Origin of the sequence: Streptomyces griseiscabiei, assembly GCF_020010925.1 — a bacterium.
GTDB lineage: Bacteria > Actinomycetota > Actinomycetes > Streptomycetales > Streptomycetaceae > Streptomyces > Streptomyces griseiscabiei.
Genome location: NZ_JAGJBZ010000001.1, coordinates 226674 through 251395, shown reverse-complemented (window position 1 = coordinate 251395; position 24722 = coordinate 226674). Strand labels below are relative to the sequence as shown.

22 protein-coding genes are annotated in these 24722 nt (G+C 70.9%); 16 read left to right on the top strand and 6 right to left on the bottom strand.

Translation table 11 applies throughout. The features are described from left to right. Positions 1–16 precede the first annotated feature (16 nt). Positions 17–2485: a copper resistance protein CopC gene (locus J8M51_RS01000; protein ID WP_143673388.1), complete on the bottom strand. Its 2469-nt coding sequence runs from the start codon at positions 2483–2485 to the stop codon at positions 17–19. 272 nt (positions 2486–2757) lie between these two features. Between J8M51_RS01000 and J8M51_RS00995 the strand changes: the two genes are divergently transcribed. Both J8M51_RS00995 and J8M51_RS00990 read left to right on the top strand, forming a co-directional pair. Further along, a complete protein-coding gene (locus J8M51_RS00995; RefSeq protein WP_179203400.1) occupies positions 2758–4152 on the top strand; it encodes a TolB family protein in 1395 nt (464 codons plus the stop codon). Between the two features lie 33 nt (positions 4153–4185). Then, on the top strand, positions 4186–4770 hold the full coding sequence (locus J8M51_RS00990) for a DinB family protein (protein ID WP_267298893.1): 585 nt from the start codon (positions 4186–4188) through the stop codon (positions 4768–4770). A 469-nt stretch (positions 4771–5239) separates the two neighbouring features. Here the strand turns inward: J8M51_RS00990 and J8M51_RS00985 are convergent, their stop codons facing one another. Continuing rightward, positions 5240–5878, bottom strand: a complete 639-nt coding sequence (locus J8M51_RS00985; RefSeq protein WP_086756183.1) for a LysE family translocator — start codon at positions 5876–5878, stop codon at positions 5240–5242. Positions 5879–6395: 517 nt separating this feature from the next. Between J8M51_RS00985 and J8M51_RS00980 the strand changes: the two genes are divergently transcribed. From J8M51_RS00980 to J8M51_RS00955, 6 genes are read left to right on the top strand one after another with little or no spacing between them, the layout of a single operon-like run. Continuing rightward, positions 6396–7640, top strand: coding sequence for an ABC transporter substrate-binding protein (locus J8M51_RS00980; protein ID WP_256964810.1), 1245 nt, complete (start codon positions 6396–6398; stop codon positions 7638–7640). Continuing rightward, entirely contained in the window at positions 7624–8409 is a 786-nt protein-coding gene (locus tag J8M51_RS00975; RefSeq protein ID WP_218781446.1) for an ABC transporter ATP-binding protein, read from the top strand. The genes J8M51_RS00980 and J8M51_RS00975 overlap by 17 nt, the downstream gene beginning before the upstream one ends. Then, the gene (locus J8M51_RS00970; RefSeq protein WP_086756164.1) at positions 8406–9146 is read left to right on the top strand and encodes an ABC transporter ATP-binding protein; all 741 of its coding nucleotides are present in this window, start codon (positions 8406–8408) and stop codon (positions 9144–9146) included. The genes J8M51_RS00975 and J8M51_RS00970 overlap by 4 nt, the downstream gene beginning before the upstream one ends. Then, a complete protein-coding gene (locus J8M51_RS00965) occupies positions 9143–10015 on the top strand; it encodes a branched-chain amino acid ABC transporter permease (RefSeq protein ID WP_086756165.1) in 873 nt (290 codons plus the stop codon). Before J8M51_RS00970 ends, J8M51_RS00965 begins: the two co-directional genes overlap by 4 nt. Next, complete coding sequence (locus tag J8M51_RS00960; RefSeq protein WP_086756167.1) at positions 10012–11034, top strand: branched-chain amino acid ABC transporter permease; 1023 nt, start codon at positions 10012–10014, stop codon at positions 11032–11034. Before J8M51_RS00965 ends, J8M51_RS00960 begins: the two co-directional genes overlap by 4 nt. Before the next feature lie 45 nt (positions 11035–11079). After that, positions 11080–11586 (top strand): MarR family winged helix-turn-helix transcriptional regulator, encoded by a 507-nt coding sequence (locus tag J8M51_RS00955; RefSeq protein WP_086756169.1) that lies wholly within the window; start codon positions 11080–11082, stop codon positions 11584–11586. A 76-nt stretch (positions 11587–11662) separates the two neighbouring features. Here the strand turns inward: J8M51_RS00955 and J8M51_RS00950 are convergent, their stop codons facing one another. The 3 genes from J8M51_RS00950 to J8M51_RS00940 form a co-directional block, all read right to left on the bottom strand. Continuing rightward, positions 11663–11956, bottom strand: coding sequence for a putative quinol monooxygenase (locus tag J8M51_RS00950; RefSeq protein ID WP_086756171.1), 294 nt, complete (start codon positions 11954–11956; stop codon positions 11663–11665). Between the two features lie 47 nt (positions 11957–12003). Next, on the bottom strand, positions 12004–14532 hold the full coding sequence (locus tag J8M51_RS00945; RefSeq protein WP_086756173.1) for a glycoside hydrolase family 32 protein: 2529 nt from the start codon (positions 14530–14532) through the stop codon (positions 12004–12006). A 214-nt stretch (positions 14533–14746) separates the two neighbouring features. Next, positions 14747–15709, bottom strand: coding sequence for a carbohydrate kinase family protein (locus J8M51_RS00940; RefSeq protein ID WP_086756174.1), 963 nt, complete (start codon positions 15707–15709; stop codon positions 14747–14749). A 247-nt stretch (positions 15710–15956) separates the two neighbouring features. Here J8M51_RS00940 and J8M51_RS00935 point away from each other — a divergent pair, with 247 nt between their 5' ends. From J8M51_RS00935 to J8M51_RS00920, 4 genes are all read left to right on the top strand, one after another. Continuing rightward, positions 15957–16979, top strand: a complete 1023-nt coding sequence (locus J8M51_RS00935) for a sugar ABC transporter substrate-binding protein (RefSeq protein WP_086756176.1) — start codon at positions 15957–15959, stop codon at positions 16977–16979. A gap of 150 nt (positions 16980–17129) precedes the next feature. Next, on the top strand, positions 17130–18143 hold the full coding sequence (locus tag J8M51_RS00930; RefSeq protein WP_086756177.1) for an ABC transporter permease: 1014 nt from the start codon (positions 17130–17132) through the stop codon (positions 18141–18143). Next, positions 18140–18976, top strand: a complete 837-nt coding sequence (locus J8M51_RS00925; protein ID WP_086756179.1) for an ATP-binding cassette domain-containing protein — start codon at positions 18140–18142, stop codon at positions 18974–18976. Before J8M51_RS00930 ends, J8M51_RS00925 begins: the two co-directional genes overlap by 4 nt. A gap of 72 nt (positions 18977–19048) precedes the next feature. Beyond that, a complete protein-coding gene (locus tag J8M51_RS00920; RefSeq protein WP_086756180.1) occupies positions 19049–20080 on the top strand; it encodes a LacI family DNA-binding transcriptional regulator in 1032 nt (343 codons plus the stop codon). Between the two features lie 93 nt (positions 20081–20173). Here J8M51_RS00920 and J8M51_RS00915 read toward each other — a convergent pair whose 3' ends face one another. Beyond that, positions 20174–20935: an IclR family transcriptional regulator gene (locus J8M51_RS00915; protein ID WP_086756182.1), complete on the bottom strand. Its 762-nt coding sequence runs from the start codon at positions 20933–20935 to the stop codon at positions 20174–20176. A 187-nt stretch (positions 20936–21122) separates the two neighbouring features. Here J8M51_RS00915 and J8M51_RS00910 point away from each other — a divergent pair, with 187 nt between their 5' ends. From J8M51_RS00910 to J8M51_RS00895, 4 genes are all read left to right on the top strand, one after another. Beyond that, a complete protein-coding gene (locus J8M51_RS00910; protein ID WP_216868926.1) occupies positions 21123–21596 on the top strand; it encodes a hypothetical protein in 474 nt (157 codons plus the stop codon). 172 nt (positions 21597–21768) lie between these two features. Beyond that, positions 21769–23214 (top strand): amino acid permease, encoded by a 1446-nt coding sequence (locus J8M51_RS00905; protein ID WP_216589626.1) that lies wholly within the window; start codon positions 21769–21771, stop codon positions 23212–23214. Then, on the top strand, positions 23211–23906 hold the full coding sequence (locus tag J8M51_RS00900) for an HAD hydrolase-like protein (RefSeq protein ID WP_086759714.1): 696 nt from the start codon (positions 23211–23213) through the stop codon (positions 23904–23906). The genes J8M51_RS00905 and J8M51_RS00900 overlap by 4 nt, the downstream gene beginning before the upstream one ends. Continuing rightward, positions 23903–24676 (top strand): cyclase family protein, encoded by a 774-nt coding sequence (locus J8M51_RS00895; RefSeq protein WP_086759715.1) that lies wholly within the window; start codon positions 23903–23905, stop codon positions 24674–24676. Before J8M51_RS00900 ends, J8M51_RS00895 begins: the two co-directional genes overlap by 4 nt. The last annotated feature ends 46 nt before the right edge of the window (positions 24677–24722 follow it).

Genomic DNA, 24722 nt, shown 5'->3' with positions numbered 1-24722 from the left:
CGTCCCGCGCCCGCGCCTACCGCAGCTGGACCACGGACACCGACGGCGGTACGGCGACACCGTCGAGGGCGGCCGTGAACGTCAGGCGGTGGTCCGTGCGGCGTTCCACCCCGCTGCCCGCCGTGATCGTGAACTCCAGTGTCCTGCGGCCCTGCGCCGGCACCTCCAACCGCGCCGGGCCCTTTGCCCGCGCCGCCCACCCCCCGGCGGGCTCGGCCCGCACGGTGACGGTCCGGGTGGTGTCGGTGAAGTTGTAGACGTCCAGGGACATGCGGGTACGGCGTGACAGGCGGTAGCCCAGCGGGGGTTCGGCGTCGCCGTTGTCCTTGTTCGGGGCGGCGTTCCGGGCGGCGTGGCGCTGGCTCAGCACGATGTGTTCGGCGGGGGAGAGGGGCGCCCGGCGGCGCCGGACCGGACGAGGGGGAGCGGGAGGAGCGATCTGCGGGGCGCCGCCACCCCTCGTCCCCGTCGCCGTCACCGCGTAGACCGGGTCGCGGGACACCGTCACCGTGCCGTCGGTCGCCAGCAGCCCGCCCATGACGTCGTACACGAGCGCCCCCGGGACCGGCACCCGTACCGGCTTCGCCGCCCAGAACACCCGTACCGTCTCGCCCCGGCCCGAGTCGAACGCGAACCCGGCCACCCCGGCGGGCAGCCCGTCCACCGGGCCGGCGAAGTGTGCCTCGCCCAGCAGGGACGTCAGCGCCGCGTACGCGCTGTAGGCGGGCAGCGGCTGGAACTCCCGGCTCAGCAGCCCGAAGTACACACCGTCGTCGTGCAGCGGCGGCCCCGCGAACCAGAACTGCCGGGCGTTTCCCGCCGCCAGCCCCTCCACCGTCGAGCGGACCGCATAGCGGGCCTGGACGGCCTGTTGGGCGGGAGTGAGGTCGACGCCCGGCCGCACGGTGAGGAACGCGCCGCACTCCGTCATCCAGCGCGGCACGTCACCGGCCCCTTGCCGGACGGCCAGGTCCCGCTGCTCGTCGGCGGCACCGGGGAAGGCGGGTTCGTCCTGTTCGGCCGGGTCCGGGTAGCCGTGGAACGCCCACACGTCCGCGTACCGCACCACGTCGTTCGCCAGCATCAGATCCTGGAAGTGGCCCGCCTGCGCGATGCCGGGCAGCACGACGAGAGGGGCGTCGGGGGTGTCCGCGACGCCCAGCGCGGCCGCCTTGACGAAGGCCGCGTGCGCGTCGCCGGTGCCGCTGGTGACGTCCACGTCGGGTTCGTTGGAGAGTTGGACGGCCGCGGGGTGGCGGGAGGCGATACGGCGGGCGTAGCGGTACGCGTGCCGCAAGTCCGCGGGGAGCGGCAGCGACGCGTCGGTCATGGCCCATGCGGGGGCCGGCGAGACGACTTCCAGCGAGGAGAGACCGTGGCGGCGCATCGCCGTCGTCAACCGGTCGTGGTGGGCCGTGTCGTACGCGCCCGGCGTCGGCTCGGTGGCGGGCCAGGACCGGCCGTCCCGTGTCCAGCCCGCGCCCATGTCCTTCATCGCGGCGGCGAAGGCGTCGACCCGGGAGGGCGGCACCAGCGAGGTGGCCCATACGTTGACGCCGAAGCGGTTGGTGTCACCGGGCGCGGCGGGACGGGCGGGCAGGCACGCGAAGTGGGCCGTCACGCCCTCGGTGTCACCGCCGCCGACGTCGTCCCCGTCGTCATTCCCGTCGTCGGCGGCGGACACCGTCACGCGGTAGTTGCCGGGCGGGAGTCGGGGGAGTGCGGCCCTCACCGTCGTCTCCCCGGCCGCGACGGCCGAGTCCCCTGCCGCGACCCGCCTGCCGATGTGGTCGACGACGGTGTGCCGCACACGCAGCGGGCGGGCCGGACGCCCGTCGAGTGTGAGGGTCAGGAGGGCCGGTTCCCCGTGCCGGTACGTGTTGAGCGTTCCGTCGCCCACGGACACCCTCCGCACCCGCACCCCCGTCCGCCGCTTCAACGTGAAGCGGTCCAGCGCGAGCGCGTACGCCGTCCCGGACTCCACCACCGTCGGCTCGGTCACCCGGAACGTCAACGTGTTCTCGCCGCACCGCAGTTCGAGCACTCCCAGGTCCAGCTCGGAGAGGTCGCCCCACGCCGGCTTCGACTCGTACCAGTACGGCTGGGAGCGGGCGATCTCCCGGAACGGGCCCTCGTTGAGGGCGAGTCGGAAGTACGAGGCGGTCGCCTCCGTGTGCGGTACCTCCACCGGCGCCGTGGCGATCGCGGTCAGCGCGTAGACGCCCGCCTCCGGGGCCCGAACGGCGTACGTCGCGTACCAGCCCTGCGGCCCGGGCGTCCTCCCCGTCGCCAGGGCCAGGTATCTGCCTCCCGACGCGCGGCGGTCGCGTACGACCGGGATGTTCGTCCGGACCGCCGCCTCGCCCTGGACGGTGAGCGTGGGGAGGGCCGAAGTGCCCTGCGCGTGCCTGCGGTTCGGTCCCAGCGCCGACACCACCGTCGTCAAGAGGGCTGCCCGCATGGCCGTACGCCTGTTCAGTCCCATGGTCCAAGGACATCCGCTCGGGCAGGCGCCGGGCGTCCTGCGTGAGGAGGGGCGCGTCCCGGACGTGTGGTCGGGGATGTCCCCTCAGGGCCGGAGGCGTCGCCGACTCCCGGCTGCTGTCCGCAGGTGGCGTGGGAGGTGATATGCGGCGATATGGGCAGTCGGGCGAGCGGCTGATTTGTCCCCCCGCGCCGTTGCCCGCGGTCAGTCCTGGCTATTGGCTTTGTCGGGCCCGAACGTCCAGGGTCCGAGGAGCTTGTGGAGGGGGAGCGATGCGTCGTCTGAGACGGGCCGCGGTGTCGGTGGTCCTGGCCGGCAGCTGTGTGGCCACGCTGCCTGGGAACCCGGCGGTGGCGGCCGGTGACGAGCACCGGCCCCGAACGGAGCGGGTCAGCGTCACGGCCGAGGGCTCGCAGGCCGATGACTTCTCCGACGTGGGCGGGATCAGCGCCGACGGTAGATATGTCGCATTCGATTCCTCGGCGACCAATCTGGTCGCCGGGGACAGCAATGGATTTTCCGACATCTTCGTCAAGGATCTGCGGACCGGCGCCGTCGAGCGGGTCAACGTGGCCGGCGACGGCGCGCAGGCCGACAACGAATCCACGACGTACTCGTTGAGCGCGAACGGGCGCTACATCGCCTTCGGTTCCTACGCCGGCAACCTGGCGCCCGGCGACACCCCTGACGCCCAGGACGTCTTCGTCCACGATCGACGGACAGGCCGGACGGAGGTGTTGGTGGAGGCCGGGACCGCGTGGGCGCAGACGTACGAGCCGTCCATCAGTGCCGACGGCCGCTATGTGGCGTTCACTTCGAGCAGGAGCGATCTGGTTCCTGGGGACACCAACGACCGTGCGGACGTCTTCGTCCGCGACCGGTGGAAGAGGACCGTCGAGCGGATCAGCGTGGCCGACGACGGGTCACAGACGGAGGGGTTCTCGGAAGGCGCGGCGATCAGCGCGGACGGGACCCGGATCGGCTTCCGGACCCAGTTCCCGCTGGAGGGTGATGACCAGGACCAGGAAGGGACTCGGCCGGAGAGTTCCGAGGCCAGACGGCCGCAGGCCTTCCTCTTCTATGTGCGGGACACCCGGACCGGGAAGACCGTCCGGGCGGCGCACACGCACGACGGCGTGTCCGTGCCTGTGCGGGGCGAGATCGGGCTGAGCCCGGACGGGCGTCACGCCCTCTACGCCAGCGAGTGGCCAGAGATCGTGCCGGGCGATACCAACGACAAACGGGATGTCTTCGCCGAGGACTTGAGGACCGGAGTCACCCGGCGCCTCACCCTCGCCCACGACGGGTCGGAGCCGAACGGCCACTCGGCAGGGCAGGTCAACCAGCGCGGAGCCGCGCTGAGTGCCGACAACCGGCGTGTGGTCTTCACCTCGTCCGCCGACAATCTGGTGCCGGGCGACACCAACGGCGACGCCGACGCCTTTGTCCGTGATCTCGTCACCGGCGAGGTGCGGCGGTTGAACCTCACGCGGGACGACGGGCAGAGCGACACGGCCCAACGTTCGTCGCCCGTGATCGACGCCTTCGGACGGAGGGCGGCTTTCGGCTCGGCGGACAACGACCTCGTCGCCGGGGACACCAACGAGACCGGCGACGTCTTCGTCCGCCGCCTGGAGCAGGGCGCCCTCAGGTCGTCGGGATCTTGAGACCATGATCAGCCCGTGGCAGGCTCGTGCCGCATGATCGATGAGTTCGCGAAGGACACCCTGCACGGAAGGCTGCGGCGGGACCGCACGGCGCTGCTGTGGAAACTCGACGGCCTGTCCGCCTACGACGCCCGCCGGCCTCTGACGGCGACCGGGACCAATCTCCTCGGCTTGGTCAAACACGTGGCCAGTGTCGAGGCCCGGTACTTCGGCGAGGTCTTCGGCCGCCCGTCCCCGGAACCGCTGCCCCGGTGGCAGGACTCCGACGGCAGCGATCTGTGGGCGGGCGAGGACGAGAGCCGCGACCAGATCATCGGGTTCTACCGGCGTACGTGGGAACACGCGGACGCGACGATCGACGCGCTTGCCCTCGACGCCCCCGGCCACGTGCCGTGGTGGCCGGAGCCCCACGCCGACACCAACCTGTTCGCCGTCATGGTCCACGTCCTCGGCGAGACTGTCCGGCATGCCGGGCACGCCGACATCCTGCGCGAGAGCCTCGACGGCCGGACCGGATTGCGCCCCGAACACGAACAGCAGATCGACGAGGAGGCCCGCACGGCCCACCACGCGAAGATCGAGCGGGCCGCGCGGTCGGGCGCAGCCGTCGAGGCGTAGATCGGGTGCGGGGGCGCCTTTTTCCTGTGAGGGGGCGGGCGGCCGGGGGTGCGTAGAGCCTCCCGGTGCGGACGGCGAGACCGGCAGCGCGCGCTCGCCGGCGTGCCGCCCATCGTGAGGTCGAGCAGGAGGTACGCGTCCGCGCGCAGCAGGGAGAGGAGGCTCTCGCCCGGGTCGGCGAAGGCGAGATCGGGGGCGCGGGTGCCGGGGAGGGGGTGGGTGGCCGGGTCCGTTGCGGGGGGTGAAGGCGGTCGGCAGGGCGGCCTGCGCGCGGGTGTGCTCCGTCAACTGGGCGCCGACCGGAGCCCAACCGTTCAACGTCGCGGCCGGCTTTCAACTGAGGCTGTGCGCCGCGGAAGCTTCACCCCGGGCCTCACCCAGGAGGAACAGGCGCCCGAACACCAGCCGTACGGGGCCGTGAACGCGGACAGAGGCCAAGGCCCGCCGGATGTCGACCGGCAGGCGGTGATCAGTCCTTGCGCCCCGTGGTGGCGACCGTCACGCCGAGCCCGATCATGGTGAGTCCGCCGATCCCGCCGACCAGGGAAAGCCGCTGCGGCGAGCGTGCGAACCAGTCCCGGGCGGTGGCCGCGACCAACCCCCACACCATGTCGGACGCCACGGCGATGATGTTGAACACCAGGCCCAACAGCAGCATCTGCGCCACGACATGACCCTGGCCGCGGTCGACGAACTGCGGCAGGACCGCCGCGAAGAACACGATGGTCTTGGGATTGCTCACGCCGACGGCGAACCCCTCCCAGAACGTGCGCCGGCCGCCCCGCGCGGTGCCCGCCCCGGAGACCGCCGCCTGCAGCGAAGCACGCTCACGCCACGCCTTGATGCCGAGAAACACCAGGTAGGCGGCGCCCACCAGCTTGAGCACCGTGAAGACGAGTACCGAGCGCTCCACGACCGCTCCCACCCCGAACGCCACGGCCACGATCAGCACATAGGCACCGACCGTGTTGCCCACCACCGTGGTCAACGCGGCACGGCGCCCCTGCGCCAGGGCCCGCCCGATCACGAACAGCACGCTCGGACCGGGTATCACGATCAGCAGGAACGACATGGCGGCGAAGGCGAGTAGACGGTCGGCGGACACCATGAAGCTCATGCAAGCACGGTGAGGACTCACCCTTCCAGCGGAATTCATCATCCGAGGCCGAGCGCCGGAGGGTGTGGTCGCTCGGTTGCGGGTTGATCAGGGTGAACGGGTTGATCAGGGTGAATGGGTTGAACAGGTTGATCAGGGAACCTGATAAAGGAGTACTTCCGTCGTAGGGGGCGCGTCAAGGCTCCGGCGGCAGTCTTTCTCCCCGGGGTGACGGGCGCGGGCACGTGCGGCGGCCGTCTCGGCGGCCCTCTTGCCATTCGGTTCGGGCGTGTGCATCATCATGGCCAACATCAGGGTTCCTGATATCTGGCCGTCGCCCGCCCCACCGGTGCGCATCGGGGACCGTCACCGCTCACTGCCGCCGATCCCGGCCTCCCCAGCAGTCACCACCCCTCTTCACCTCTTCACTTCCGCTCCCTCGATGTGCCCGGAGGTATTCATGAGTGCACCCATGCGCGGCGATTTGTCACGGAGATCCCTTCTCCGAGGCTCGGCCACAACTGCCGGCATGCTCTCCGCAGGCGGCCTGCTGGCCGCCTGCGGCGGGATCAAGTCGTCGTCCGCCCAGTCCGACGCCGTGCTCCGCATCGGCTATGTCTCGCCCAGCACCGGCCCGGCGGCGGGCTTCGGCGAGCCCAACGCGTATCTGCTGAAGAAACTGCGCTCACGCCTCGAAGACGGGCTGAGGATCGGCGGCACGAAGTACTCCGTCGAGATCATCGACCGCGACAGCCAGTCGAACCCGCAGACGGCGGCGCAGGTCGCGACCGATCTGATCAACAGCGAGAAGATCGATCTGATGCTCGTCACCTCCACGCCGGAGACGGTCAACCCCGTCGCCGACGCCTGCGAGGCGGCCAAGATCCCCTGCCTGTCGACCGCGGTGCCGTGGGAAGCCTGGTACTTCGGCCGCGGCGCCACCCCCGAGAAGCCGTTCACGTACACGTACCACTTCTTCATCGGTGTCGCGGAGATCCATGCCGCCTACCACTCCCTGTGGACGAAGGGCGGGGTGGAGACCAACAAACGGGTCGGCGTCATGTGGCCCAACGACCCCGACGGCAAGGCGATCCGGCAAGGACTCGGGCCCCAGCTGACGAAGAGCGGGTTCAGGATCGTCGACCCGGGCGCGTACGAGGACGGAACCAACGACTACTCGGCGCAGATCGCGGCGTTCAAGAAGGCCGACGCGGAGATCTTCAACACCTTCCCGCTGCCGCCCGACTTCGCCACCTTCTGGAAGCAGGCCCGCCAGCAGGGCTACCGGCCGCGCATCGCCAGCATCGCCAAGACAGGACTCCTGCCCTCCCAGATCGAGGCACTCGGCACGCTCGGACACGGACTCACCGCCGGCTTCTGGTGGTCGCCCAAGTTCCCCTACACCTCCACCCTCACCGACCAGACCGCCCAGCAACTGGCCGACGACTACGAGAAGTCGACGGGCAAGCAGTGGAACCAGGTCATCGGATCGAACATGGCGCTGTTCGAGGTCGCCGTCCACGCGCTGCGAGCCACCTCCGACCCCAAGGACCGCGACGAACTCGCGGCGGCCCTCGGCAAGGTCCAGCTCACCACGGTCGCCGGGCCGCTGGACTTCACGTCCGGCCCGGTGAAGAACGTGTCCACCGAACCGCTGGTCATGGCCCAGTGGCGCAAGGCCACCGGAAGCAAGTTCGCCGTCGAGCCGGTCATCGTCGACAACGGCGCCTTCGCCGGCATCCCGCTCGGAGGCCACCTTGAGCCGCTCCGCTGAGCCGGTGACCGCCCAGGCGGAGACGGCGGGGCCGGCCGGCCGGACGGCCCCGCCGGTCCTCGCGGCGCACGGCGTCCATCGGCGTTTCGGCAGCCTGGTCGTCCTCGAAGGTGTCGACATCACGCTCGGCCCCGGGGAGGCGCTCGGCATCGTCGGCCCGAACGGCGCCGGGAAGACGACGCTTCTCGACATCCTCTCCGGCGCCCAGGCACCCTCCGAGGGCAGTGTCACCTTCCAGGGCCAGGACGTGACCCGCTGGAAGGTGGACCGGCGCTGCCGCAGCGGCATCGGCCGCTCCCACCAGGTGCCGCGCCCCTTCAGCGGTATGACCACGTACGAGAACGTGCTGGTCGCCTCCGTACAGGGCGGAGCGCACCGCCGCCGGGAGGCCGAGCGGCACGCGCTCGGTGTCCTGGACCGCTGCGGCATGCTCGCCCAGGCCAACCGGCCCGCTGCCGCCCTCACCCTGCTGGACCGCAAGCGGCTGGAGCTGGCGCGGGCACTGGCCACCGATCCCCAGGTGCTGCTCCTCGACGAGATCGCCGGAGGGCTCACCGACGCCGAGACGGACGAACTCATCGCCACCATCCAGCAGTTGCGCGCGGACGGCATCGCCATCGTCTGGATCGAGCACGTCCTGCACGCCCTGCTGCGGGTGATCGACAGACTGGTCTGTCTCGCCCAGGGCCGGGTCCTCGCCGAGGGCGAACCGGACGCCGTCATGTCCGACCCCAGAGTGGTCGAGGCGTACCTCGGGAGCGCGGCATGAGCCTGTTGTCGGTGGAGAACCTGGAAGTGCGACACGGCCTGCTGCGCGCGGTCCGTGACGTCTCGTTCACCGTGGACGAGGGCGACGTCGTGGCCGTCGTCGGGGCCAACGGCGCCGGCAAGTCCACCCTCCTGCGGGCCGTCGCCGGAACACACCACCCGGCCCGGGGCCGTATCGGTCTGGACGGCGTCGAGGTGACGGACCGACGGGCCCACGACCGCGTCGCCGCCGGTATCGCCCTGGTCCCGGAGGGGCGGCGGCTCTTCGCCGACCTCACCGTGGAGGAGAACCTGCTGGTGGCGTCCCGGACACGGCGAGCCGGGCCGTGGAACCTGGCATCCGTCGTGACCGCCTTCCCCCTGCTCGACGGGCTGTTGAAGCGGCGCGCCGGCGACCTCTCGGGCGGTGAGCAGCAGGCTGCGGCCATCGGCAGGGCGCTGATGACCAACCCCCGGCTGCTGCTGCTCGACGAGGTCTCCCTGGGCCTCGCGCCCATCGTGGTCGACACCGTCTACACCTCGCTCGCCACGATCCTCTCCGGCGGCACCACCGTGCTGCTGGTGGAACAGGACCTCGGCCGCGCCCTGGGCGTGGCCCGGCGTGTGCTGTGCATGCTCGAAGGCCGCGTCGTCCTCGACGAGCCCACCGACGCCGTCACCCGCGACCAGGTCGTCGAGGCGTACTTCGGTCTGGGCCGGACCGCCGCCACACCCGCCGCGCAAGGGGAGCCGGTATGAACTGGATCAACGCCCTCGTGCAGGGCGTCATGCTCGGCGGCGTGTACGCGCTGTTCGCCTGCGGCCTCTCCCTGATGTTCGGCGTCATGCGGACCGTCAACCTCAGCCACGGCGACCTCGCCGTCCTCGGCGCGTTCCTCGTCGCGACGCTCGCGGCCGCCCTGGGCATCAGCCCCTTCTTCGCCGTGCTGCTGGTGCTGCCCCTGATGGGCCTGGTCGGGGTCGCGCTGCAGAGAGGGCTGCTCAGCACCGCGCTGCGCACCGGCGAGATGTCGTCGATGCTGGCCACGTTCGGGCTCGCCATCGTGCTGCAGAACGCGCTGCTGGAGATCTTCAGCGCCGACAGCCGTTCCCTGGACGTCGGTTCCCTCGCCACGGCCGGTCTTCAGCTCGGGCCGTCGGTGAGCGTCCCGTATCTGGGCCTGCTCACCGTCGTGGTGGCGGTGGCGCTGCTGGGCGGACTCCAACTGCTGCTGGCCCGGACGGGCGTCGGCCGGGCGATCCGGGCCACGGCCGCCGACGCGGACACCGCCGAACTCGTCGGCATCGACAGCCGCAGGGTCTACGCCTGGGCCGCCGCCATCGCGGTCGCCACGGCGGGACTGGCGGGCGCGTTCTTCGCGATGCGGTCGTCCGTGAGCCCGTCCATGGGGCCCACCCAACTGCTGTTCGCCTTCGAGGTCGTGGTGATCGGCGGCCTCGGTTCGCTGTGGGGGACGCTCGTCGGGGGCATGGTCCTCGGCGTCGCCCAGACGGTCGGCGCACAGGTCGACCCCCGCTTCTCCATCGTGGCAGGACACGTGGTCTTCCTCGCCGTCCTGGCCTTCCGCCCGCAGGGGCTGCTCGGCATGAGAAGGAGCCGCACATGAGTGCCACATCCCCGGTGCCGCCCGGCACCGTCCATCGGTGGACCCCCGTGTCCCGCACGGCCTCCGCCGTCCTGGGCACCCTGGTGCTCGCGCTCGCGTTCGCGCCCTTCGTCTTCGCGCCGGAGGTCACCGCGAAGCTGACGGGCCTGTTCGTGCTCGTCATCGTCGCCGCCATGTGGAACGCGCTGTCGGGCTACGCCGGACTGGTCTCGGTCGGCCAGCAGGGCTTCATCGGCCTCGGCGCGTACGGCGTCTTCGTCCTCGTCGACCGGGGCATGAGCCCGTTCACCGCGATCGTCCTCGCCGCCCTGCTCGCCGGAGCCGTCGCCGTACCCACCTCGTTTCTCGCCTTCCGGCTCACCGGCGGGCAGTTCGCCATCGGCATGTGGGCCATCGCCGAGTTCTTCCGCCTGGTCGTGGTGAACACACCGTCACTGGGCGGCGGATCGGGCCGCTCGCTCACCGACCTGTCCACCGCCGACCCGGCGGTGCGCCAGGCCCAGGTGTACTGGCTCGCCCTGGCGCTGATGAGCCTGCTGCTGCTCGCCGTGTTCCTGCTGCTGCGCAGCCGGACGGGGGCCGCGCTGGAGGCGATCCGCGACGACCCGGCCGGAGCCGCGTCCGTCGGCGTACGCGTCACCTCGGCGAAACGACTGGTCTTCGTGCTCGCGGCGGTGGGCTGCGGGGCCGCCGGCGGTCTGATCCTCGCGAACTCGCTGCGGGTGCAGCCGGACTCGATCTTCGGCGTCCAGTGGTCCGCCTACATGATCTTCATGGTGGTCATCGGCGGTCTCGGAACCTTCGAGGGCCCCATCGTCGGAGCGATCGTCTTCTTCCTGGTGCAGGACTGGTTCGGCGACAACGGAGGCACCTGGTACCTGATCGGCCTGGGCGCCCTGGCCATCTGCATGACGCTGTGGATGCCCCAGGGCCTCTGGGGTACGGTGGCACGCCGACGTGATCTCGAGCTACTGCCTGTCGGCTACCGGGTGCGGACACCGGCCGTCCGATCTTCCTGACCGCCGCGCCCGGCGTCCCTGGACACGACTGAGAAGGTGCGCACGATGGCGGAGGCAGCTGACCGGGATCCGACCCCCGCCGACTGCCCCGATCCGCCCTCGGATCCGGACGGGCCGGGTCCACGGAGTCCGCTGACGATCTATCTCGTCAAACAACTCGAACTGGCCATCCGGTCCTACATGGACGAGGCGCTGCGCCCGTACGGACTCACGACCCTCCAGTACACCGCCCTGACCGTGCTGCAGCACCGCGGCGGTCTGTCCTCCGCCCAGCTGGCCCGGCGCTCCTTCGTCAGGCCCCAGACCATGCACGAGATCGTGCGGTCCCTGGAGGAGCGGGAGCTGATCGAACGTGATCACGCTCCCGGGAACCGGCGGATCATGGAGGCCCGGCTGACCCGGAACGGTGAGGAGCTGCTCGCCGCCTGCGCGCCCGCGGTGCAACAGCTGGAGGACCGCCTGCTGCTGGACATGCCGGAGAAACGGCGGCTGTCGTTCCGGCAGGGCCTGGAGGACGGCCTGGCCTCCTTGACGAGGAAGCACCCCGGCTGATCGCCTCCCGGGCGCGGCGGGCCACTCGTTCGACGGCTCCGGGCCCGGCCGCGCACACGGCCGGGCCCGGCTTCGTTCACACCGTCGGATCGAGGAAGGTCAGGACGGAGGCGTCCTCCTCGATGAGCGGGGTGAGCGCGGCGTTGAACGGGGGGCCGTAGGGGGCCTTGAGGTGGGTCTGGAAGGCGTCCTCGTCGCGGTAGACCTCGAAGATCCAGTAGGCGCGCGGGTCGGCTGCCTTGGTGTAGACGTCGAAGGCGAGGTTGCCTTCTTCCTCGCGGACCGTGCGGGCGTAGTCGCCGATCAGACGGGCGACCTCGTCCTGTGCGCCTTCGCGGGCGGTGAACTCCGCGAGCAGGGTCTTCTTCACTGTGTCATGTCCTTGTGTGAGGGCTGATGCGGCGGGTGGCCGTCGTGTCAGTCGTGGGTGGGGTCGAGGTGCCAGACGGTGGCCTTGTCGAGCTTCACCGAGCCGTTCTCGGCGAAGACCTGGACTCCCTGGCTGGCGGGATCGGGGAAGATCTGGTCGGTGATCACGGCTTCGCCTTCGCCGCCGAAGACCTCGACCGACGACCAGTCGACGAGGATCCGCATTCTGATCTTGCCGTTCTCCGCCTTCAGGGGCGCGGTCTGGACGCCGGGGAAGGTGCCGTTGAAGCCCACGGCGCCGGAGTGGGTGCGGTCCACGTACAGTTCCTGGGTCGTGGTGTCGTAGCCGATGACGGTCTCCTCGCCCGCGGCGCCGGTGCGCACCTTCAGCCCGAACCGTTCGGCGTCCTTGACGGAGAAGGTGGCCTCGATGTCGAGGGCCTTGCCCTCCGCGGCGGGGCCGATCAGCGCCTTCGACGTGTTCGTCACGGTGTCCGCGGCAGCGGTCGACAGGGGGGCCTGCCGCAGGGACTTCACGCTGTTCACCGGCTCGCTGGTCAGCCGGACGCGGCCGTCGACGGTACGCAGCCCCATCTGACGGGGGATGCTCTGCGCGCCGCGCCAGGTGGAGGTGGGGACGGCGCCGGCGTAGTCCCAGTTGCTCATCCAGCCGATCATGTGCCGCTTGCTGCCCGGGGTGTTCTCCCAGGAGACGGCCGCGTAGTAGTCCTTGCCGTAGTCCGCCCAGGAGGCGCGCTGCAGTGCGGAGCGGGCGGGGGCGTCCGCGGTGGTGAACTGGTCGGCGAGGATGTGGCCCCAACTGCCGCGGTTGTCGTCGACGAGCTGGATCTGCGCCCTCTTGCCGAGGTAGGGGCGCAGGTCGAAGGAGGCCCAGTCCAGGGTCTCGCTGTCGGAGCCGGTGGCGCTGCGTACGACCTTGCCGTCGACGATCAGGTTGACGGACGTCTCGCGGGAGCCGGGCTCGGCGCGGGTGCCGGACAGCAGGATCTGGTCGACGTTGAGGTGGCCCCAGCCGCCGGTGTTGTCGTCGACGATCCGGATCCGCGCCTTCTTGCCGGCGAGGTCATGGACGTCCCAGGAGGCCCAGTCGAGTGCCTCGGCGTCCTTTCCGGTGGCGCTGCGTACCACCTGGCCGTCGACGAGCAGTTCGACGGCGGTGGGGTCGGCGGATCCGGCGGGGTGGTTGCCGCCGCCGACGAGGAGGTTGACGTAACGCTTGTCGAGGGTGAACTCGGGCGAGGTGAGGGTGCCCGTGCCGGCGTCGCCGTCGCGGAAGGTGTTGACCAGGCCGTTGCCCAGGAAGCCGGAGACCTGCTGCTGGCCGGGGAGGGTGCCGGTGGCCGGCGCAGGGCCGAAGGCGTCTCCGGTGGCCGTCCAGCCGCCGTAGGTGCCGCCCTCGAAGTCGGCGAGGACCTTCCCGGACTCGTGCGGGTGCCGGCCGCCGCCGACCTTGAAGTTGAGATAGGGGCTGGTGACGGAGAAGGAGGGCGAGGTGAGGGTGCCGGTGGTGGCGTCACCGGAGTGGAAGCTGTTGGCGAGGCCCCTGCCGTCGAAGCCGCTGACCGTCTGCTGCCCGCCGAGCGTCCCGGCTGCCGGTCCCGCGCCGAACGCGGACCCCGTGGCCGTCCACGAACCGAAGTCGGTGCCCTCGAAGTCCTGCGTCACCGTACCGGCGGGCGGGGTGTAGGAGCCGTCGTCGTCGGCGGTGAACTTGGTGCCGTCGAAGTCGCCGACGAAGTACTGGGCGGCTGAACCGCCCGCGATACCGCCGGGGTTGATGTTGACGACCAGGACCCACTTGATGTTGTTCTTGTCGCCGTCGACGGCGAGGGGGAACAGGTCGGGGCACTCCCACACCCCGCCCGTCGCGCCGGCCGGGCCGAAATCACTGAGGTGCGTCCAGTCCTTGAGGTTCTTGGAGGAGTAGAACCGCACCTTGTGCTCGGCGGACAGCGACACGGACATCAGCCAGCTCTTGGTCGGCGCGTACCACTGGACCTTGGGGTCGCGGAAGTCGCGGGAACCGATGTCGATGACGGGGTTGCCCTGGTACTTGGTCCAGGTGCGGCCGCGGTCGGTGCTGTAGGCGAGCGCCTGCGACTGTATGCCGGTGGTGTTGTTGTGACTCGTGTATATCGCGACCATGGGCGGGTTCTTCTTGGTGCCGAAACCGGTCGTGTTGTCCTCGTCGACGACCGCGCTGCCGGAGAAGACCATCTCCTTGTCGTCGTGCGACAGGGCGAGCGGCAGTTCCTTCCAGTGGACGAGGTCCTCGCTCACCGCGTGGCCCCAGGACATGTCGCCCCAGGAGTTGCCGTTCGGGTTGTACTGGTAGAAGAGGTGGTACTCGCCCTTGTAGTACACGAGCCCGTTGGGGTCGTTCATCCAGTTCTTCTCGGGAGTGAAGTGGAACTGGGGACGGTAGGTCTCGGCGTACGGCGCGGTGTCGGCCGCGGCTGTCTGAGGGGTGAGCAGGGCGGCGGACAGGGCGCAGACGGCCGCGGCCGCGGCGGTCGTTCTCACGCGGGCACGCCGGGATGTACGTCCAGAGCTCATGGTGTCTCCTGTGCTGCGGGCTCCACGCAGCACAGCCTGCGGCGGGCGGCCCGACGATGTGACGCCCCGGTCCGCGATGTCGTCCACACCGCCGACCAGAGTGTGTCAGCGATGACTTGTGTCAACGCTGACATCGAGTGGCCCGATGATGGGTGCAATCCGGCCAACACGTCAACGGTCCGGACGAGATTGGCTGGTGCGGCCTGTCTGTCCGTCAGGCGTGATCTGCTGTCGCGAGTTGTGCCAACTGGTCGTGCCACGGCGGATTCGGGCCCGCGACGGAGCAGGTCAGAGCCGCTACCCGAGCGGCGAACCGGCCGGCTTCCGCGACATCGTCGAGGCCCACGGAGGCGAGCCGGCCACCGAGAAGTCCGCGGGTGTCGAGGTGGTGCAGCAGCCCGGCGGTGAAGGAGTCCCCGGCTCCCACCGTGTCGACGACCCGTGTCGCCACCGCCGGTACCGAGACGCGTTCGCCGTCCAGCGAGGCCAGGGCGCCGCCGGCACCCCGGGTGATCACGACAAGGCGCGCCCCGGCCGCGTGCCACAGGTCGCACGCCGCCTCCGGCGCGGTGTCCGGCAGGAGGAAGTGCAGGTCGTCCTCGCTGAGGCGCAGGATGTCGGCGAGGGAGCACCAGTGCGGCAGCCGGGCGCGGTAGACGTCCGGGTGCACCAGCAGAGGCCGGACATTGGGATCGACGCTGATGGTGGCCTCGGCCGAGGCCCCCGCCAGGAACTCCTCCACCACGGCCGCGCCGGGCTCCCTGACCAGGGCAAGTGAGCCGGTGTGCAGACAGGAGGTGTCGGACAGGTCGACTCCCGCCAGTTCTCCCGGAGTCCACTGCCAGTCGGCGGTGTTCTGCGCGTGGAAGGAGAACGCGGCCTGCCCGTGGGCGTCCAGCTCGGCCACGGCCAGCGTGCTGGGCTCTGCCGCCGCGACGGCGTCCGAGAGGTCGACGCCGGACGCCTGGAGATGGGCGCGGAACAGGCGGCCGAACACATCGCCGGACAGCCGCGCGAGAAAGCGGGACCGGGTGCCGAGGCGGGCCAGGGCCACCGCCGTGTTCGCGGGTCCGCCGCCCGGCAGCACCCGCAGGGCGAGTTCGCTGGAGGCGCTTACGGGTTCGGTGAAGGCGTCGGCGACGCACTCTCCCAGAACGGTGATCTGGCGCGGGCTCATGTGCGGCTCTTCTCTCGCGGTGGGACGGGCACACGGGGCGGGGCGCACGCCTGCCTCCTCCCGGCCGGTGACCGGCGGCTGCGGGGCGTTGCCGATTTGTGACGGGCGGAAGGCATTGACGTTGCCGGGAGACGGAGTCCATCATCCTCGCCATGCAGTGTCAACGATGACATAAGTCAACGGTGACACCGGGGGCGGCATGCCCGCACCCTGCCCTGTGCCGCCCGCTATCCCACAGGAGTCGTTCATGTCTCGCACCACGCGCCTGTCCTCCTCTCTCCTCAGAGCCGCTGCCATCACGGGCGTCGCGGCCCTCACCCTGACGGCCTGCGGCTCCGGTTCCGGTACCGGATCGGGTTCGGCCAGTGCCGGTTCGGGCGAGGTCAAGGTCGGTCTGATCACCAAGACCGACACCAACCCGTTCTTCGTGAAGATGAAGGAGGGCGCGGAGGACGCCGCGAAGGCCGAGGGCGTCAAGCTGATGACGGCGGCCGGCAAGTTCGACGGCGACAACGCCGGTCAGGTCACCGCCATCGAGAACATGGTCGCCGCCGGTGTGAAGGGCATCCTGATCACCCCGAGCGACTCCAAGGCCATCGTGCCCGCCATCGAGAAGGCCAAGGCCAAGGGCGTCCTGGTGATCGCCCTGGACACCCCCACCGAGCCCGAGAGCGCCGTCGACGCCCTGTTCGCCACCGACAACCTGAAGGCGGGCGAGCTGATCGGCGAGTACGCCAAGGCCGCGATGAAGGGCAAGACCGCGAAGATAGCCGCCCTCGACCTCGCGCCGGGCGTCTCCGTCGGCGTCCAGCGGCACGACGGATTCCTCAAGGGGTTCGGCGCCACCGACAAGGACGTCGCCTGTGCCCAGGACACCGGCGGCGACCAGGCCAAGGGCCAGACGGCGATGGAGAACTGTCTCCAGAAGGAGCCGGACATCAACGTCGTCTACACGATCAACGAGCCGGCCGCGCTGGGCGCGTACACCGCGCTCAAGGCCAAGGGCCGCGAGAAGGACGTCCTGATCGTCTCCGTCGACGGCGGCTGCACCGGCACCCAGGCCGTCAAGGACGGCAAGATCGCCGCGACCTCGCAGCAGTACCCGCTGAAGATGGCAGCCGAGGGCGTCAAGGCCGTCGTCACCTTCGCCAAGGACGGCAAGAAGGCGTCCGGTTACACCGACACGGGCGTCACCCTGATCACCGACAAGGCGCAGGACGGGATCACGTCCAAGGACACCGCCTACGGCCTGGAGAACTGCTGGGGCTGAGCCGCCCCCTGAGGCCGTACGACAGCCTCACCTCTCAGCGGGGCGGCCGTCCCTTCCCTCGATCGGGACGGCCGCCCGCCCGTCCTCCTGTCCGCCGATCGTCTCCGATCAGCGCGGGCGACGACCTCTGTCTTCCGACAAGGACCTCGCATGACTGCCACGACCACACCACCGGACACGTCCTCGCCGTACGCCGAGCTCAAAGCACCGAACCCGGCCCGCCGACTGCTCACGGCACCGACCACCGGCCCCCTGGTCGCCCTGCTCCTGGCCTGTGCCTTCTTCTCCCTCTCGTCCGACCAGTTCCTCACCGGCGGCAACTTCTCGCTGATCGTGCAGCAGGTCATGGTCGTCGGCACGCTCGCCATCGGCCAGACCCTGATCATCCTCACGGCGGGCATCGACCTGTCGTGCGGTGCCGTGATGGCCTTCGGCAGCATCATGATCGCCAAGATGGCCGCCGAGGGCTCCCTGCCCCCGCTCGCCGCGATCGCCCTGGGGCTGGTCGTCTGCGGCGGCTTCGGACTGCTCAACGGCCTGCTGGTGCAGAAGATCCCGCTGCCGCCGTTCATCGTCACCCTCGGCATGCTCAACGTGGCGTTCGCCCTGACCCACATCTACTCCGAGGAACAGACCGTCACCAACCTGCCCGGCCCGCTCACGGCCCTCGGGCAGACCTTCCCGCTCGGCAAGACCGACATCACCTACGGGTCCCTGGTCACGATCGCCCTGTTCCTCCTGCTCGCCTACGCGCTGAGCAGCACCGGCTGGGGCCGTCATGTCTACGCCCTGGGCAACAGCCCGGAGGCGGCGCGCCTGAACGGCATCCGCACGGGCCGGCTCACCATCGGTGTCTACACCGTCGCCGGCATCCTCTACGGCATCGCCGCCCTGCTGCTGATCTCCCGCACCGGGGTCGGCGACCCGCAGGCCGGGCAGACCGACAACCTCGACAGCATCACCGCCGTGGTCCTCGGCGGCACCAGCCTCTTCGGCGGGCGCGGCTCGGTCCTCGGCACGTTCATCGGCGTGCTCATCGTGGGCGTGTTCCGCAACGGCCTGCAGCTGATGGGCGTCGCCTCGATCTACCAGACCCTGATCACGGGCGTCCTGGTGATCCTCGCGGTGACCGTCGACCAGATCTCCCGGAAGAAGGCACGATGACCGCCACCAGCACCGTCACGCCCGTTCTGCAGGCCCGCGGCCTGGTCAAGCGCTACGGCCACGTCACCGCCATCGACGGCGCCGACTTCGACCTGCTGCCCGGCGAGGTCCTCGCCGTCATCGGCGACAACGGCGCCGGCAAGACCAGCCTGATCAAGGCCCTCACCGGCGCGGTGACCCCCGACGCGGGCGAGATACGCCTGGGCGGCGAACCCATCACCTTCTCCGGACCGCAGAGCGCCCGCGCCCACGGCATCGAGACGGTGTACCAGGACCTCGCCGTGGCCGCCTCCATGGACATCGCCTCCAACATGTTCCTGGGCCGCGAACTGCGCCGGCCCGGTGTCCTCGGCAGCGTCTTCCGCATGCTCGACAAGAAGCGCATGCGCGACGAGGCCGCCGAACACATGGCCGACCTGAAGATCGGACTGGGCTCGCTGACCCAGTCGGTCGAGACCCTGTCCGGCGGACAGCGCCAGGCCGTCGCCGTCGCCCGCTCCGTCGCCTGGGCGCGCAGCGTCGTCGTCATGGACGAACCCACCGCCGCCCTCGGCGTCAAGGAGTCCGGTCAGGTCCTCGACCTGATCCGGCGGGTCCGCGACAAGGGGCTGCCGGTCGTCCTCATCAGCCACAACATGCCGCACGTCTTCGAGATCGCCGACCGTATCCACGTCCACCGGCTGGGCCGGCGGGCCGCCGTGATCAAGCCCTCCGACTACTCCATGGCCGAGGTCGTCGCGATCATGACCGGCGCGCTCACCGTCGACGCGGCGGGAGGTACCGTCGTCGCGGATTCCGAGGCAGCCAAGGCCGCAGGGGTCCAGGCCAACTGACCAACCTTCAGCAGCTACGGGTTCCGGCCGAGGCCCAGGCCGGAACCGACGAGCAAGGAGACCGTTTCCTCCATGGCAGCGAACCGCCGCCCCACCCTGGCCGATGTCGCCCGGGAAGTGGGAGTCAGCGCAAAGACCGTCTCCCGTGTCCTCAACGAGGACGGACCCGCCTCCGCGCAGACCAGGGAACAGGTGCTCGCCGCCGTGGCCCGGCTGGGCTTCCAGCCGAACCTGATGGCACGCAACATCCGTGTCGGCGGCCCCGACACCACCGTCGGACTCGTCATCCCCGAACTCGGCAACCCCTTCTTCGGGGCCGTGGCCCGGGGCATCGAGGACACGGTCGGCAACCGCGGCCTGACCCTGCTCATGGGATCGTCCGCGGACGACCCCGACCGCGAACGCGCCCTGACGGACAAGTTCCTCGCCCGCCGGATCAGCATCCTCATGGTCGTGCCGTCCGTCGGCGCGGACCACGCCCACCTCAAGTCCCATCGCGACGCCGGGCTGCCCATCGTCTTCCTCGACCGGCCGGGAGCGGGACTGACCACGGACAGCGTCGTCAGCACCAACCGCACGGGCGCGCACGACGGCGTCGCCCATCTGATCGCCCACGGACACCGGCGCATCGGCTTCGTCGGCGACCTGCCGACGAAGCTGTACACCCGCCGCGAGCGGCTGGCCGGCTACCGGGACGCCCTGCGGGAGGCGGGCCTGGCCCATGACCGCGCGCTGGTCATGAACGCCCATGACCAGCACGGTGCTTCGGTCGCCACATCCCAGCTCCTGGACCTGGCGGATCCTCCCACCGCGCTGTTCGCCGGCAACAACATCGTCGCCCTGGGCGTGGTCAGCGAACTCGCCCGCAGCAGACGCAAGGACGTGGCGGTCGTCGCCTTCGACGACGTGGCGCTCGCCGAGGCCCTCGAACCGGCCCTGACCGTCGTCGCCCAGAACCCCGAGGAGATCGGCAAAGCGGCCGCGGCGACCGCCCTGACCCGCCTCGACGGCGACCGCTCCCGCACCCGCACCGTCACCGTCCCCACCCGGCTGATCAGCCGCGGCTCGGGAGAACAGCCCCCTGCCGCACGGCACGAGGCATGACACGGCGCTCGCCGAAGGACGGGTCCGGCGCCGACGACGGCGCGGCAGCGTCCTGACCCGGGGACGGCGCCCGGATCGCGTCACTGCCTCGGTTCAGGCGCCGCGCAGGGCCGTCTCCAGGTGGCGTCCCCAGCGCAGGGCGGCGGCCACGCACTCCCGCGTCCTGGGTTCCAGGCGTCGTCGCGGGCCGACGACCTGCACGGCGGCGACGACCTCGTCGGTGAAGTCGCGGACCGGCACCGCGACCGAGTACAGGCCCGGTTCGGCCTCCTCGTCGACGACGGAGTAGCCGCGCTGCCGGGTCACCTCCAGCCGGCGCAGGAAGTCGTCCAGGTCGGTGGGTGTGTTGGGGCCGTGGCGGACGAAGTCGGTGCGGGCGAGGACGGCGGTCACCTCGTCGTCGTCGGCGTCGCTGAGCAGAGCCTGGCCGCAGTCGCTGCAGTAGGCCGGGTAGGGGCGGCCGATCCATGAGCCGAGCTGACGGCTGCCCTGGGGCACCCGTTCGGCGATGGTCACGGTGGTGTCGCCGACCAGGACGCCGAGGTAGCAGCTCTCGCCGGTCTCGGCGGCCATGCCCTCCAGGGCGGTGAGCCCGTCCGTGCGCAGCCGGTGCGCCGTGAGGTCGCGTGCCGCCGTGTAGAGCCGCCAGTGCGGTGCGACACCACCCGAGACGTCGTCGCGGACGACGAACTCCTCCGCGGCCATGGCGGTGACCATGCGGGACAGCTGGCTGCGGTCGCGTCCCATCTGCCGGGCCAGCTCCGAGACGGATGCGGCGGCGCCGTCGCGATGGCCGCCGGCCGTGCCGGCGAGTTCCGACAGGGCGTCCAGCCCCTTGGTCACGCTCGAGTCCACGTGTTCCTCCGCCGTGCCGACGTGTGCGGTCGCCCGGGGTGCCGACCGACGTGACTGTCGGTCCGCACTGTATCGCCGCCCGCACGAGCTTCTCGGAATTGTGCAGCATCTGCATCTTGCCGTGCATTTAATGCACGGCCTACCATCCACGCATCAGCCGCCGCCGAGCACCGAGGGACAGATGCGCATGGCCACGACGACGATCACACCGGGAGCCGCCGGAGAGGAGCGGGAGGCCGCCCCGGCCCCCGTCCGGCGCCGGACCGTCCGCACGGTCAAGGTGTACTGGCCGGTCGAGACCGCGACCCTGGCCGCGTGCGCGGAGGGCGACCTCGACGCGCTGCGCGCCGACGAGTCCTTCGCCTCGCTGCTGCGGGTCGTGGAGGCCTCGCCCGAACTCGGGGACTTCGGCGTCTACGGCGACGTCTTCGAGGTGGCCCTCGGCGCCGAGGGCTTCACCGTCCGGCCCGGCGCCCGCCCCTCCCTCGGCTCGGTCGGCGGACGGTTCCTCTCCTCGACCCTCGCCGTCACCACGTACATCGACGCCGAGGCGGACGACGACGACCTGGCCCGGGTGCTCGCCCGCCTCACCGACGCTCACCCCTGGGAGATCCCGGTGATCGAACTCTCCGCCCCGCTGGACCTCGTCTCCCGGGCCTGACCGCCCGCCACCCCCGAGCCCCGCCGCCCGCACCGGGCGCCCGCTCCCACCGTGCGCGACCACCCCGACGCGCACCCCTCACCCGTCGAAAGTGGCCACACCCCACAGCCATGCCGTGCCGATCACCCCCCACGCCCCGCCCCTCCCGCTCAGCTCCCCAGAGGAGACCGCCATGTCCGTCTCAGCCGTACCGGAGAACGCTCCGGCCACCGCCGACCCCACCCCCCAGCCGCCCGGCGACGGCCTGCGCCGCACCATGCGTTCCCGGCATCTCGTCATGATCGCCATGGGTGGTGTCATCGGCTCCGGGCTCTTCCTCAGCTCCGGATTCACCGTCTCCCAGGCGGGCCCGCTCGGCGCCGTCCTCGCCTACCTGGTGGGCGCGTTCGTCGTCTGGCTGGTGATGACCTGCCTCGGTGAACTCGCCGTCACCTACCCCGTCTCCGGCGCCTTCCACATCTACGCCACCCGCGCGATCGGCCCCGCCACGGGCTTCGCCACCGCCTGGCTGTACTGGCTGACCTGGGCCGTCGCCCTCGGCTCCGAGTTCACCGCGTGCGGGCTGCTGATGCGGCGCTGGTTCCCCGGCGTCGACGTCTGGATCTGGTGCGTGGTCTTCGCCGCCGTCGTCTTCGCGGTGAACGCCTTCTCCGCCCGCGTCTTCGGCGAGACCGAGTACTGGTTCTCGCTGGTCAAGGTCGTCGCCGTGGTCGCCCTCATCGTCCTGGGCGGCGCCGCCCTGGCCGGCTTCCACCCCCTAGCCGACGGCGGCTCCCACCCGTTCCTGCTGGAGAACTTCACCACCTCGGACGGTCTGTTCCCGAACGGCTTCTCGGGCGTCCTGGTCACCGTGCTCGCCGCGTTCTACGCCTTCTCCGGCTCCGAGCTGATCGGCGTCGCCGCCGGCGAGACCGAGAACCCCGCCCAGGCCGTGCCCAAGGCCCTGCGCGTCACCGTCATCCGGCTGCTGATCTTCTTCGTCGGCGCGATCACGGTGATCGCCGCGACCATCCCGTACGACGAAGTCGGCCTGGACGAGAGCCCGTTCGTCACGGTCTTCTCCTCCATCGGCATCCCCTACGCCGCCGACGTCATGAACTTCGTGATCATCACCGCGCTGCTGTCGGCCGGCAACAGCGGCCTGTACTCCTGTGCCCGCATGCTTTTCTCCCTCGCCCAGGAGAAGCAGGCACCGCAGGCGCTGCGCCGCCTCAGCCGCCGTGGCATCCCCCTCACCGCGCTCTCGCTCAGCATGCTCGGCGGTCTGGCCTCCCTGGTGAGCAGCGTCGCCGCGCCCGAGACGGTCTATCTGGTGCTGGTGTCGATCGCCGGATTCGCCGCGGTCGGGGTCTGGATGTCCATCGTCGCCGCGCAGTTCTTCCACCGGCGGGCCTTCGTCCGCGGGGGAGGGGACCCGGCCACCCTTCCGTACCGGACACCTTTCTACCCGGTGGTGCCCGTGCTCGCCTTCGCCCTGTGCCTCGGCTCGCTCGTCGGAATCGCGCTGGACCCGGCGCAGGCCACGGCCCTGTACTTCGGCGTCCCGTTCGTCGCCGGCTGCTACCTGTACCACTGGCTGCGGCACGGCCGTCGCCGTACCTCCGGCGCGGCCGCGTGAAGCCGCCCACCTGCCTCCTGCTGGACCTCGACGGCACCCTGGTCGACTCCGCCCCCGGAGTGACCGCCAGCGCCGCCGAGGCCCTGCGGGCCGTCGGCGCCCCGGTCCCCGACGCCCCCACCCTGCGCGGGTTCGTCGGCCCGCCGATGTACGACACCTTCCGCCGGGTCGTCGGCCTCGACGAGCCCGCCGCGCGGGCCGCCCTCGCCGCCTACCGCGCCGCGTACGCCCGCGACGGCGCGTCCGCCGCCACGCTGTACGACGGCATACCCGAACTGCTCGACGCCCTGGCCGCGCGCGGCCTCCCCATGGGCATCGCGACCTCCAAGGTGCAGGACCAGGCGGAACTGATGGCGCGCCGCTTCGGCCTCGACTCCCGGCTGCGGACCGTCTGCGGTGTCTGCGACGAGGCGGGCCGTACGACGAAACGGCTGGTGATCCGGGAGTGCCTCGCCCGGCTGCGGGCCGGAGGCACCGACGTCCGCCGGCCGCTCATGGTCGGCGACCGCGCCTACGACATCGAGAGTGCCGCCGCCGAAGGGATCCCCGCCGTCCATGTGCGGTGGGGGTACGGCGGCCCGGCGGAGTCGGCCGGCGCGGTCGCCTCCGTCGCCGAACCGGCCCAACTGGCCCGACTGATGGACCTGTCGCACCACACCGAGACAGCCGAGACAGAGGACGAGCACGCATGACACCGAACACGGTCACCACCGCCGTACCGCCGCTGTGGGCCCTGCACCGGGAACTGATGGACAGGACGGTCCGCACCGACCTCACCCACGCCTTCCACCCCGGTCAGCCGCACTTCCCCGCCTTCCCGGACGAGAAGCGCGAGATGCCCTTCGACATGTCCCGCGGCGACGGCTTCAACGTGCACCTCTACACGATCGTCGGCCAGTGGGGCACCCACGTCGACCCGCCCGTGCACTTCGTCGACGGCGCCCGGACCCTGGACGAGATCCCCGTCGACGAGATGATCCTCCCGCTCGTCGTCCTCGACATCAGCGACCGCGTCGCCGCCGACCCCGACGCCGTACCGACCCTGGACGACATCGAGGCCTGGGAGGCCCGCAACGGCCGTATTCCCGAGGGGGCGTTCGTCGCCCTGCGGACCGGCTGGAGCCACCGCTGGCCCGACCCGGCCGCCATGGCCAACAAGGACGAGGCGGGCGTCAGCCACTACCCCGGCTGGTCGGCGGACGTCCTGCGCCACCTCTTCGAGGAGGCCGGCGTCACCGCGATCGGGCACGAGCAGACCGACACCGACCCCGGATCGGCCACCTCGGCGGGCGACTTCAGCCTGGAGAGCTACGTCCTGGAACGCGACCGCTGGCAGATCGAGCTGATGGCAGGCCTCGACCGGGTACCCGAGGCGGGCGCCCTGATCGTCGCCACCTGGCCCAAGCCGCAGGGCGGTTCGGGCTTCCCGGCCCGCGTCTTCGCCCTGCACCACGAGGGCTGAACCCCAGTCGTACCGGCACACCCGGCTCCGGTGGCCCCAGGCCACC